The sequence below is a fragment of the Bacillota bacterium genome (assembly GCA_013178305.1).
Taxonomy (GTDB): Bacteria; Bacillota; Sulfobacillia; order JABLXB01; family JABLXB01; genus JABLXB01.
The window spans coordinates 145,519-156,092 of sequence record JABLXB010000006.1; the positions used below are offsets into that span (position 1 = coordinate 145,519).

Genomic DNA, 10,574 nt, shown 5'->3' on the forward strand with positions numbered 1-10,574 from the left:
ACTAATGAAGGAGTTCACGCAGCAACTCTTGAACGGCCTCGCGATAGGCAGCGTTTATGCCCTGGTGGCCGTCGGGTATACCCTTGTGTTCGGCGTGCTCCGGTTCATCAACTTCGCCCACGGCAGCGTCCTGACGTTCGCCGCGTACGTCTCGCTGTTCGGGATGCTTGCCTTGAAGCTCCCGTTCGCGGTCGCTTTCGGGGGCAGCCTTGTGGTAAGCGGGCTCTTCTCCATCATGGTGGAAAGGCAGGCGTACAGGCCCCTTCGCCTGCAGGGCGCGCCCAATCTCAACTTACTGATCACCTCTATCGGCGTGTCGCTTCTCGTGGAAAACGCAATAATCGTGTTTTACAGCGCGGATTTCTTCGTGTTCCCGAAAGTCCTGAGTTCTTCAACGATTTCCCTCGGAGGGGTGGCCACGATCCCCCCCGTTGACCTGCTCCTCACGGGCGTGGCGATTACACTGATGGTCCTGCTGTACGTTTTTGTCAACTACACCAAGATGGGTGTGGCTATACAGGCGCTCGCGTACGACCGCGACGCGGCCGCGCTGATGGGGATCAACATCAACCTGGCCATCGCTTACACCTTCTTCATAGCCGGGACGATGGCGTCCGCCGCCGGCGTGCTCATCGGTATGAAGTTCAACGTGAACCCGTACCTCGGCGGGTTGTTCGGGGTGAAGTCGTTCGCCGCGGCCGTCGTTGGTGGCATCGGCAGTATCCCGGGCTCATACCTGGGCGGCTACCTCATCGGGATCCTCGAGACAATGGGCGCCGGCTACGTATCGTCCAACTACAAGGACGCCATAGCATTCGTGCTGCTCGTTTTGATACTGCTTTTCAAGCCCAGCGGTCTGCTCGGCCGGGGGTTACAGGAAAAGGTGTGACGACATGAGCGTAAACGGATCGAAGGCCTTCGCAAGGGGGCTGACGACGCTGGCTGTACTCGTCGTCGGCGCCTGGGTGCTCGGGTCGCTGCTCCAGGCGACCCTCCCGAACTACTTCACCGGAATACTCACGTTCGTGGCAATAAACTCCGTGCTCGCCCTGAGCTGGAATCTGGTGTCCGGCTTCACCGGGCAGTTCAGCCTCGGCCACGCCGGCTTCATGGCGGTCGGCGGTTACACGTCCGCCATTCTAATGGTCCGGCTGAAGCTGCCATTCGTGGTTTCGTTCGTCTCAGGCGGGATCTTCGCCGGGGTACTCGGCTTCCTCGTAGGGTTTCCCTCGCTCCGGCTTGCCGGCGATTACCTGGCCATCGTCACTCTCGGCTTCCAGTACATCATGTTGGCCGTGCTCAACAACACGACTGATTTGACCGGTGGCGGGCTCGGGATGGCCGGCGTTCCGTTCAGGACGTATCTGCCCGTTGCCTCCCTGACCCTTGTTTGCACACTGTGGTTGCTCTCCAACGTCGTACATTCCAAACAGGGGCGCTGCTTCGTGGCGGTCAAGGAAGACGACATCGCAGCGCAGTCGGTCGGCATTAACACCACCTACTACAAGGTGCTCGCGTTCATCATATCGTCGTTCTTCGCCGGTTTGGGCGGCGCGCTGCTCGGGCACTTCACCATGTACCTGCACCCCGACATATTCAACTACCTCAAGTCGATTGAATCGGTCTCCATGGTCATTCTCGGGGGCCTCGGCAGCCTGACCGGTTCCATAGTCGGCGCAATCTGCATCACGCTGGTACCTGAGGTGTTCAGGAACCTCGCCACGCTCGCGTCGAGGATCGGCCTCACCGAGGCCGGCGATTTCCTGAGGCGCGGCTGGATGGTGTTCTACGCCCTCCTCTTCCTCATCATGATGCTGGCGAGGCCCAAGGGCCTCATGGGTGGCCGCGAACTCACCTGGGCCGGCCTGCGCTCGCTGGCCGGCGGCTTCGCCGGTGGAAAGGGGGGTAGGCAGTGGCCGTCCTCGAAGTAAGGGGTCTCACGATAAGGTTCGGCGGGCTGGTCGCTGTCAACGACGTCTCGCTCGACGTTGACGAAGGGAAGATCATCGGGCTGATAGGGCCGAACGGCGCCGGCAAGACCACGATCTTCAATCTCATAACCGGTGTCTACACCCCCACGAAGGGCGAAGTCAGGTACCGCGGCAGGAGCCTGGTCGGGTTAAAGCCGTACCAGGTAGCCCACCTTGGCGCGGTGCGCACGTTCCAGAACATCAGATTATTCAAGAACCTCACAGTATACGAGAACGTGAGGACCGCCGCGCACGCGGCAGCGAACTACTCGCTCCTGGACGGCTTCCTGCACACGCCGAAGTACCACAAGTACGAGTCGGAGCTCGACGACTGGTCGCGGAAGCTCCTCAAGATGCTCAACCTGGACTCCAGGGCCTCCGACGTCGCGTCGAGCCTTCCGTACGGCCTGCAACGCCGCCTGGAGATCGCCAGGGCGCTGGCACTGAAACCCGAGCTCCTGCTGCTGGATGAACCGGCCGCCGGCATGAACCCATACGAGTGCCGCGACCTGATATCGTTCATCAGGGAGATCCGCGGGCAGTTCGACCTGACCATATTCATAATCGAGCATCACATGGACGTGATCATGAGCATTTCCGACAGGATGTACGTCCTGAACTTCGGACAGCTGTTAGCCGAGGGCACGCCGGCCGAGATCCAGGGCAATCCGCGCGTCATCGAGGCTTACCTCGGGGAGGAGGAACGTGATGCTTAAGGTCGAGAGTCTCAACGTCTACTACGGCGGCATCCACGCCCTCGACGACGTCTCTCTCGAGGTCAGGCCGGGCGAAGTCGTGACCATAATCGGCGCGAACGGCGCCGGGAAGAGTACCCTCCTGAGGACCATATCGGGCCTGGTAAAGGTGAGCTCCGGTGACGTTACCTTCCTGGAGAAGACGATCGTGGGGGTGCCGTCCCACGAGATCGTGGCCCGCGGCATAGCCCACGCTCCGGAGGGCAGGCGCATATTCGGAAACCTGACGGTCAAACACAACCTGAAACTGGGCGCATTCCTCCGGAAGGATCAGGACCAGATCGGCCGGGACATGGAGCGCGTGTTCCGCCTGTTCCCCCGCCTGAAAGAGCGCGAGACCCAGCTGGCGGGCACACTCTCAGGCGGCGAGCAGCAGATGCTGTGCATAGGCAGGGCGCTCATGTCGGCGCCGAAGCTGCTGCTCCTCGACGAGCCCTCGATGGGTCTCGCGCCCGTGCTCGTACAGGAGATATACCGCGAGGTGCACAAGCTCCGCGAGGAGGTGACGATACTCCTCGTCGAGCAGAACGCCTACCAGGCGTTGCGGGCGGCCGACAGGGGCTACGTGCTCGAGACGGGGCGAATCGTCATGGAAGGCCCGTGCGAGCAGATCAGGAAAGACCCGGAGGTGAAGAAGGCTTACCTGGGAGGCTAGATTCGAGGGTCCAGGTGCGCGCCTTCACGATCCCCACTTCGACCAGGGAGTTCCGCGCGACCTCCCCCGGGATCAACACCACCTTGTTGGTCTTGGTCCTCCCCATCGACACCGCGGGGTCCTTCTCGCTGGGCCCTTCAACCAGCACCTCGACGCTCGACCCGACGAGTCCCTGGTTGATGCGCAGGGCGATGGGGTTGATCTCCCTCGTCAACGCGGCCAGCCTGCGTCGCCGCTCCTCGATGGGGACCTGGCCGGGCATCGCGGCTGCGCTCGTCCCGCTCCGCGGCGAGTACATGAACGTGTACGCCATGTCGAAACGCACGGTCCTCACGAGGTCGAGGGTATCCTCGAAGTCTCGCTCGGTTTCGCCCGGGAAACCGACTATGATATCCGTAGTCACCGAGGCCCCCGGGGCTGCCATGCGGACCCTCTCGATCAGGTCCATGTACCGGTCGCGAGTGTACCCGCGGTTCATCGCCTGGAGCACTTTATCGGCGCCGGCCTGGACAGGCAGGTGAAAGTGCTCGCAAACGTGCCGGGAAGACGCGACGGCATCGATTATGTCCTGGGAAAAGTCCTTCGGGTGTGACGTCATGTAGCGGATCCGCTCGATGCCTCGCACCGAATCGAGCGTGCTGAGGAGCGACGAGAAGCCGCGGTCGTCACCGGCGTCTTTACCGTAGGAATTGACGTTTTGCCCGAGCAGCATGATCTCCTTGAATCCGGCAGAGACCGCGTCCTTTACCTCGGAGACCACGTCATCCGCCTTCCTGCTCCGCTCCCTTCCCCTCACGTACGGGACAATGCAGTAGGAACAGAAGTTGTTGCAGCCGTGCATGATGGTAACGTAGGCGGTCACGCCCCGGCCGCGAACGAACGGTTGCGGTCCCGCCTCGGGCCTCTCGCACGTCCACACATCGAACACGCGGCCTCCCCCCGACCTCACGGCGTCAACGAGATCGGGCAGCTCGCGCATGTTGAATGTCCCAAACACCAGGTCGACGTGCGGGAGCTTTGTCCTGATCCGCTCGGCGATCTCCTGTTGCTGGGTCATGCACCCGCCCACAGCGATCACGAGGTGGGCCTTGCGGTCTTTGAGTCGCTTGAGATCTCCGAGACGCCCCATAATGCGCCTCTCGGCCGTCTCACGGACGCAGCAGGTATTGACGACGATGACGTCCGCATCCTCCAGAGATGCGGCGGGCGTGTAGCCGCGTCCTTCCAGTAAACCAGCCATGATCTCGGAATCGCGGACGTTCATCTGGCAGCCGAACGTGAGGATGGAGTATTTCAACGATGGGTCATCCCGCACTTCAGTCATCGTCCCCCGCCCGCCGCATAGGAGCGCTGCACGGTTTTCATGTAGTAGTAGGTCATAGCGACGAGCACCGCTGCGAGCAACGGGAGAACGCCGGGGGTGTAGGATACGTTTACGTCCATTCCCAGGATACCGCCTCCGACGCGGCCCAGCAGGCCATTCCCTCGCGACTCGAGCGTGCAGTCGAAGCCGAGGACTCTGCCTCCGCACCTGCCGGTTATCCTTTCCCGGTTTTCCGACCACTCCAGTACGAGATCCTTGCCCACGAGCGGGCTTCCGAACCTCCCTTCGGCCTTATTATCCGTAAGCCGGACCCATACATCCTTGCCGAAGAGGGTTCCTCCGATCCGTCCGCGCAGCGTGCCAGATCCCCTGTCGTAGAACAGGTTCAATGAGCCACCCGCCCAGACGCCCCCCAGCCTCCCAGTGACCGACTTGCTCTCGACCTCGCACTTGAGGCTGTAGCCGATCAGAGACCCCCCGATCCTCCCGATGATCTCAACCATTCAGTTCCCCCATTCCATCAGGGACATACTGCCCGTCCTACGACCCAACCGGCCAATCGTTTCTACCAAACCTGCGAAAACCCCTGCTTGCAGGGAAACAATACTGCCGGGGAGAATCGCTGGGTACGAGGGGAAGCGGCTTTGGACAGGGTGGTTCGCGCCATCATCCGCCGTTCGGGGGCGGCCATATCGGACTTCAACATGATCGAGCACGGCGACAGGCTGGCCGTGGGGCTTTCCGGCGGTAAGGACAGCCTATCCCTCCTGTACGCTCTCGCCCACTTTCGCCGCGTGGCGCCTGTTGAATTCGAGCTGGCGGCCGTCACCGTGTCCCTCGGCTGGGGAACCGACCTTTCCCCCGCAGCCTCGTTCTGTGAGTCACTAGGCGTCCCACACCACGTCGAAGATACAAACATCGGAAAGATAGTATTCGATGTGCGGCACGAGGGAAACCCGTGCTCCCTTTGCGCGAACATGAGGCGGGGCGCACTCAACAACGCCGCCCGCAGACTCGGGTGCAACAAGGTCGCTCTCGCCCATCACCTCGATGACGCACTCGAGACCCTGCTCATGAACGTGTTCTTCTCCGGCCGGGCGACCACCTTCTCCCCCAGCACCTACCTCTCGAGAAAAGACCTGACCGTGGTACGCCCGCTGGTGTACTGCACGGAGGCCATGACCCTCGATGTCGCGCGCACACTCGACTTGCCGGTAATCCGAGCTGACTGCCCTGCGGCCGGAAAAACGTCGCGCCAGGCGCTGAAGAGACTTGTGTCAGGCCTGCGCGGGTCGAATCCCAGGATCGACGAGAGCATCCTATCGTCGATGAAGGGGCTGTGGGGCGCAGGGTCCGGCCGTCGCCAGGCCGGAGGCTAGGCCCACGTCTCCCACGGCCCGGCGACCGGCTCGAAATGCCAGCAGCCCCGCCGGACGGCGGGCCTCCAGTCGCCCGCATCAAGGAGCGCGGAGAGGCGCTCCGCGAACCGCTCCGCCTCTTCTCTGCTTGTAAAATACATGAACGCTACCCGGTCGAACCCACCGGTGGCCTCCCTCGGCATCGGGTTAACGCTTACCTTGCCCATCAACCGGCGGTCCCGCATTGCGGCGTCCATAAGTACGTCCAGCAGGGCTTCTCCGCGGGGGGAATCTCCGAGCCAGACCTCCACCTTCCAGCAATCCCTGGTCGCCGCAGGAGCCTCTCCCGTGAGCGAAAACTCGAAGGAGCAGGAACTGCAATCCCGCTCCTGGCCCTCGCCGTATCCGAAGTGGATCCACACCGGCCCCTCGGAGATGAAATGCCGGTTCAACCGCCGAAAAGCCTCCCGAGGAACGACTTCCTCCGCGTCCGCCTGGACGCATGCGTGATCAATTCAGTCCTGAGTTGCCTGACCTCCTGGTGGGTCCTCATCAGGGCCGTCAGGAGCCTGTCTCTGTCTTCCGCCCGCCGCTTCTCGCTCAGTTCGAGATCCCTGGTAAGCCTGTCGAGCTTGGATTCCAGTCTCTCCTCGGGCGAGGCTTCAGGATTATCGGTCATGAGGCGCCGTACTTCCTCATCAGACGCGCCGTCGTTGCGGAGGGCGACAATTCGCCGTATGACAGGCACGAGGCTCGCGGGGAGCCCACCCGTCACAGCGCTGCCGTGGGCTTCCGGAGCATCCCCGGCTTCCGTCGCGGCCTCCTCGGCCCGTTGCGCCCTCTCAGTGCCCTCCTCGAGCAGGTCCAGCCACGGTTCCCTTTCCCCATCGCCCGGTTCCACCCCGGCCTCGCGAGCGCCGGAAGGGATTCCGAGTATATCCGGGAAATCGGCGATGATCTTCCTCAGGACGGAGGGCGTGACCCCGAGATCGTCGCAGACCTTCGAAAGCGGTATGGCGCAGTCTGTTTCCATTGGCGCCTCCTTGGCAGTTGTGGAATAGATTCCCGCAAGATTCTACGCGTCCGGTTGCGTTTCCTTTCCGGCGCGAGCGCCGCAGGCCGTATACGCTTGATCGGCCCTTGGGATCATATTGATTATGGGCCGTTCTGACACCAGACCCAGACATCCCACACCGCGCTGGGCGCCCGCGCTGCTCCTCGCGATCGCAGTGACCGGCGCCGCGATCACTGTATTCCGCGACGGCCTGACCGGCCACGCGCGGGAACTCCGCGGCGCCTGCAGGGTCATCAGCGGACCCGGCGGCGAGGTCCTGCTCCACACCTCACTCCCGGTGTTCACTGGGGACGGGTTCGTGGCATCATCCAACCGGTCGTACAGGGTAGTGGAGGTAGGCGGCGACTACGCAAGGGCGGAACCAGTCACCGAGGGGGAACAGCCGGTCGTGACCGAACCGTGCTACGCCCACGGCGCGGCGGCGAACGGTGGCCCCGGGGGATTGTCGGCGATGCCCCTCGGGCTGACCACGCGCGTCATAGTGATTTATCACACCCATACGGACGAGTCATACGTGCCAGGCGATGGTTCGGCGTCCACCCCCGGACGGGGCGGAATCGTCGCTGTGGGCGGATCCCTGCGGCAGGCGCTCGAATCGGTCGGATACGCCGTCATCCACGACCAGACGGTACACGCGCCCCACGATGCGATGGCCTACGTCCGCTCGCGCAGGACCGCCTACTCCAACCTCAAGTACCAGCCCTATTTGACATTCGACATCCACAGAGACGGGGGCCCCGCGAGCGGTTACCTCACCGACGTGGGCGGCCAGACCACGTGCCAGATCCTGCTCGTTGTGGGTAGGCAGAACCCTCTCATGGCGGCGAACCTGAGCGTCGCCAGGCGAATAAAGGCCGCCGCCGACGCATCGTACCCTGGGCTGATAAAGGGGATCTTCCTCGCGCGGGGACACTATAACCAGGACCTCGATCCAGGGGCGCTTCTGATCGAGGTCGGTTCCGAGCACGTCCCGAGAGCCCTCGCGGTAAGGTCGATGGGGCTGTTCGCAGAGGTCCTGGCGAGGACGTTTGGCGCCCCCGGAATCTGAGAGCACCCTTTGGGGCGGAGGAGGTTTTCTCCATGGGCGACAGTGGCGCCCCCGCAAGCGGGCATAAGGCCCGCACACCTCACGCGATAATGGAGGCCGTAGCCGAAGTCGGAGTCGGAGCCGGAGCCGGAGGGGCTCATCCTCTCTGGTGGAGCGAATCGTGGTCTATCGACGCGCTCAACGACGAGGTCTACGACGACGAGGCCTGGCCCGAGCAGGCCAGGGCGCCCGAACCGCCCGACTGAGGGGAATTGCGCTCGAGCTGCTCCTCAAGCCGGCGAACGCGGTTGTGGCTTTCGAGGATGGCTCTTGCGTACCTCACGTTGGCGTCCTTCAGGCGGCGATTCTCGGAGCGCAGCCGGGCCATTGAAACCTGTCTGTCCGCTACCTGCGCGTAAATTATGTTCATGAGCACGCGCCTGCCCAGCCGGAGCGCCCTCACCCTGTCCTCAAGGTGCTGTATCTCCCGCGCCAGGTCGTCGACCGTGGGCCCGGTGCACCTCACCCTGATCGCCTCCCGGCTTTGTCCTTCCGGTTGCTATTATATCTGGTGCGCTGGGGCCGTATTCCATCTCCGCCCTTATGGCCTTCATCCTGGTAACGGCCACGTGCGGCACGGTGACCCGCCCTATCGTGGAACCGTATTCGTCCTCCCCGTGCGAGTCTGAACCGCCCGTGACGAGCAGACTGTACTCCGACGCAATCTCGAGATACCTTGCCACGGCCGCGTGGTCGTGGTCGGGGTGATACACCTCGATCCCTCGCAGGCCAGCGCCTACGAGTTCGGGAATAACGTCATCCCGGCGCGCCGAACCCGGGTGCGCCAGCACAGTGACCGCTCCAGCCACGACGAGTTCCCTGACCGCATCGTGCGGCGTGATTTTGTACCGCTCGACGTAACAAGGCCTGCCGACGTTCAGGTACAACTCGAACGCCTCAGGGACCGAGCGGACGGATCCCGCCTCAACCATTGCCCTTGCGACGTGTGGCCTACCCACCACGCCGCCAGCGGCGATCTCCCGCACCCGCGAGGCGCTGATCTTCACCCCGGCCCTGCTCAATCGCCTCACCATCTCGTCCACCCGGCCCTCGCGAGCCTCTCTCATCCTTGCCAGGAGCCCCGACAGCCTCTCGGGGAGCGGCCATGCGAGGTACCCGAGCACGTGGATCTCCGTGCTACCGAAGTCGGTGTTGATCTCGAGGCCCGGTATTACCTCGATCCCAGCCTCCAGCCCCGCCCGCAGCGCTTCAGCGACTCCGCCGGCAGTGTCGTGGTCGGTTATTGCCACCGCCGCGAGGCCGGCCCGCTTCGCCGCCAGAACCGCGCGCGAGGGGGTGTACGTTCCGTCCGAGGCCGTAGTATGTACGTGCAGGTCGGCGCGATCTCCGTCGTTCACGGGATGCCCAGGAACCTCCTGGCGTTGGTTTCGAGTACCATTCTGGCGTCCTCCTCAGGTAGTGGCAGGGAATCCATCTGTTTGAAGTACCGGCGCGGCGAAAGCAGCGGGTAGTCGCTCCCGAAGAGTACCTTGTGGATACACCCCGAGACGGAGGCAGCCCGGTACACTGCGGGCTCGTAGAGGAAGGGGGAGGCCGCTGTGTCGTAAAACACGTTCGCGAGGACTGACCTGACCTCGGGCATGAGCTCGTATACGAATAATCCTCCACCCCAGTGCGCGAAGCATATTCGTAGATCGGGATTTGCCTGCGCGAAGCCGAATGCCTCTTCGGGTCCCTGGGACCCCTTGCCGGGGTATGCGTGGCCCACCTGCTCGTTAACGTGCACGAGCAGCGGAAGCCCCGCTTCACGGCATATCCCGGCCACTCTGGACAGTCCCCCGCGCAGCGAGAAGCCCTGACCGTCGGGGAACAGCTCCCCGATTCCCCGGAGGCCGTTCGAGATGCACCGCGAAACTTCCCGCTCCAGGCCGGGGTCGGCAGGCTGGACGCACATGAAACCTACCAGCCTCTCAGGATACTGTTTAACCGTCTCCGCTATGTAGTCGTTGACCTCCGCGCAAAGGCCGGGATCCGCGAACGCGAACCCGAATGTTACTGAAATGGACACTCCGGTGTCCGCCATTTGTTCAATGAGGTCACATGCGGTGGCGTACCTGTTCACGGAGGATCCGGCAAGGCTGTCGAAGTGGCGGTCGCGCTTGCGGAAGTCGCCCTCGGCGGCGATAATTTCCGGTGGCAGGATGTGCGTGTGGACGTCGATCACTTGCTGTGGGGAAGCCATTGCGCTCGTATCACCTCACAATCGGGTAGGAGGCGGAGTTGCCCCCGCCGTCCTCCCACACCACCGGACATGCGGTTCCGCATCCGGCGGTTCATGAAACACATTGGATATAGTGTAGATGATCGAGCAGTGACACGAGTCCCATCT

At 63.0% G+C, this 10,574-nt stretch carries 14 protein-coding genes; 7 read left to right on the top strand and 7 right to left on the bottom strand.

Annotated features, from left to right (window positions below; translation table 11 throughout):
• The first annotated feature begins 4 nt into the window (after nt 1-4).
• From HPY55_12565 to HPY55_12580, 4 genes are read left to right on the top strand one after another with little or no spacing between them, the layout of a single operon-like run.
• Nucleotides 5-889 carry a branched-chain amino acid ABC transporter permease gene (locus HPY55_12565; GenBank protein NPV71458.1) on the top strand — a complete coding sequence of 295 codons (885 nt, stop codon included), beginning with the start codon at nt 5-7 and terminating at the stop codon, nt 887-889.
• A 4-nt stretch (nt 890-893) separates the two neighbouring features.
• Complete coding sequence (locus HPY55_12570; protein ID NPV71459.1) at nt 894-1,931, top strand: branched-chain amino acid ABC transporter permease; 1,038 nt, start codon at nt 894-896, stop codon at nt 1,929-1,931.
• Nucleotides 1,913-2,686, top strand: a complete 774-nt coding sequence (locus tag HPY55_12575; GenBank protein NPV71460.1) for an ABC transporter ATP-binding protein — start codon at nt 1,913-1,915, stop codon at nt 2,684-2,686. Before HPY55_12570 ends, HPY55_12575 begins: the two co-directional genes overlap by 19 nt.
• Nucleotides 2,679-3,380 carry an ABC transporter ATP-binding protein gene (locus tag HPY55_12580; protein ID NPV71461.1) on the top strand — a complete coding sequence of 234 codons (702 nt, stop codon included), beginning with the start codon at nt 2,679-2,681 and terminating at the stop codon, nt 3,378-3,380. The genes HPY55_12575 and HPY55_12580 overlap by 8 nt, the downstream gene beginning before the upstream one ends.
• Here the strand turns inward: HPY55_12580 and miaB are convergent.
• Both miaB and HPY55_12590 read right to left on the bottom strand, forming a co-directional pair.
• A complete protein-coding gene (miaB, locus tag HPY55_12585) occupies nt 3,337-4,704 on the bottom strand; it encodes a tRNA (N6-isopentenyl adenosine(37)-C2)-methylthiotransferase MiaB (protein ID NPV71462.1) in 1,368 nt (455 codons plus the stop codon). The two genes, HPY55_12580 and miaB, sit on opposite strands and share 44 nt — an antisense overlap.
• The gene (locus tag HPY55_12590) at nt 4,701-5,207 is read right to left on the bottom strand and encodes a hypothetical protein (protein ID NPV71463.1); all 507 of its coding nucleotides are present in this window, start codon (nt 5,205-5,207) and stop codon (nt 4,701-4,703) included. Before HPY55_12590 ends, miaB begins: the two co-directional genes overlap by 4 nt.
• Before the next feature lie 201 nt (nt 5,208-5,408).
• Here HPY55_12590 and HPY55_12595 point away from each other — a divergent pair, with 201 nt between their 5' ends.
• Nucleotides 5,409-6,083: a tRNA 2-thiocytidine biosynthesis protein TtcA gene (locus HPY55_12595; protein ID NPV71464.1), complete on the top strand. Its 675-nt coding sequence runs from the start codon at nt 5,409-5,411 to the stop codon at nt 6,081-6,083.
• Here HPY55_12595 and HPY55_12600 read toward each other — a convergent pair.
• Together HPY55_12600 and HPY55_12605 are read right to left on the bottom strand one after the other, a co-directional pair.
• The gene (locus HPY55_12600; protein NPV71465.1) at nt 6,080-6,514 is read right to left on the bottom strand and encodes a hypothetical protein; all 435 of its coding nucleotides are present in this window, start codon (nt 6,512-6,514) and stop codon (nt 6,080-6,082) included. The genes HPY55_12595 and HPY55_12600 overlap by 4 nt on opposite strands.
• A complete protein-coding gene (locus HPY55_12605; GenBank protein NPV71466.1) occupies nt 6,511-7,095 on the bottom strand; it encodes a hypothetical protein in 585 nt (194 codons plus the stop codon). The genes HPY55_12600 and HPY55_12605 overlap by 4 nt, the downstream gene beginning before the upstream one ends.
• 124 nt (nt 7,096-7,219) lie before the next feature.
• Here HPY55_12605 and HPY55_12610 point away from each other — a divergent pair, with 124 nt between their 5' ends.
• Nucleotides 7,220-8,185 carry a stage II sporulation protein P gene (locus tag HPY55_12610; GenBank protein ID NPV71467.1) on the top strand — a complete coding sequence of 322 codons (966 nt, stop codon included), beginning with the start codon at nt 7,220-7,222 and terminating at the stop codon, nt 8,183-8,185.
• Nucleotides 8,186-8,217: 32 nt separating this feature from the next.
• A complete protein-coding gene (locus HPY55_12615; GenBank protein ID NPV71468.1) occupies nt 8,218-8,430 on the top strand; it encodes a hypothetical protein in 213 nt (70 codons plus the stop codon).
• Here the strand turns inward: HPY55_12615 and HPY55_12620 are convergent.
• Genes HPY55_12620 through HPY55_12630 form a run of 3 tightly spaced genes read right to left on the bottom strand, consistent with a single transcriptional unit; the run spans nt 8,376 to nt 10,427 of the window.
• Nucleotides 8,376-8,690 carry a translation initiation factor 2 gene (locus tag HPY55_12620; protein NPV71469.1) on the bottom strand — a complete coding sequence of 105 codons (315 nt, stop codon included), beginning with the start codon at nt 8,688-8,690 and terminating at the stop codon, nt 8,376-8,378. The two genes, HPY55_12615 and HPY55_12620, sit on opposite strands and share 55 nt — an antisense overlap.
• Nucleotides 8,635-9,582 carry a PHP domain-containing protein gene (locus HPY55_12625; protein NPV71470.1) on the bottom strand — a complete coding sequence of 316 codons (948 nt, stop codon included), beginning with the start codon at nt 9,580-9,582 and terminating at the stop codon, nt 8,635-8,637. Before HPY55_12625 ends, HPY55_12620 begins: the two co-directional genes overlap by 56 nt.
• A complete protein-coding gene (locus HPY55_12630) occupies nt 9,579-10,427 on the bottom strand; it encodes an amidohydrolase family protein (protein ID NPV71471.1) in 849 nt (282 codons plus the stop codon). The genes HPY55_12625 and HPY55_12630 overlap by 4 nt, the downstream gene beginning before the upstream one ends.
• Nucleotides 10,428-10,574: the final 147 nt, after the last annotated feature.

Excerpts from the sequence above, each read along its gene's own strand:
- HPY55_12630 (NPV71471.1), bottom strand. The coding sequence starts at position 10,427 with ATGGCTTCCCCACAGCAAGTGATCGACGTCCACACGCACATCCTGCCA.
- HPY55_12595 (NPV71464.1), top strand. The coding sequence starts at position 5,409 with ATGATCGAGCACGGCGACAGGCTGGCCGTGGGGCTTTCCGGCGGTAAG.
- HPY55_12570 (NPV71459.1), top strand. The coding sequence starts at position 894 with ATGAGCGTAAACGGATCGAAGGCCTTCGCAAGGGGGCTGACGACGCTG.
- HPY55_12605 (NPV71466.1), bottom strand. The coding sequence starts at position 7,095 with ATGGAAACAGACTGCGCCATACCGCTTTCGAAGGTCTGCGACGATCTC.
- HPY55_12565 (NPV71458.1), top strand. The coding sequence starts at position 5 with ATGAAGGAGTTCACGCAGCAACTCTTGAACGGCCTCGCGATAGGCAGC.
- HPY55_12580 (NPV71461.1), top strand. The coding sequence starts at position 2,679 with ATGCTTAAGGTCGAGAGTCTCAACGTCTACTACGGCGGCATCCACGCC.
- HPY55_12590 (NPV71463.1), bottom strand. The coding sequence starts at position 5,207 with ATGGTTGAGATCATCGGGAGGATCGGGGGGTCTCTGATCGGCTACAGC.
- HPY55_12610 (NPV71467.1), top strand. The coding sequence starts at position 7,220 with ATGGGCCGTTCTGACACCAGACCCAGACATCCCACACCGCGCTGGGCG.
- HPY55_12615 (NPV71468.1), top strand. The coding sequence starts at position 8,218 with ATGGGCGACAGTGGCGCCCCCGCAAGCGGGCATAAGGCCCGCACACCT.
- miaB (NPV71462.1), bottom strand. The coding sequence starts at position 4,704 with ATGACTGAAGTGCGGGATGACCCATCGTTGAAATACTCCATCCTCACG.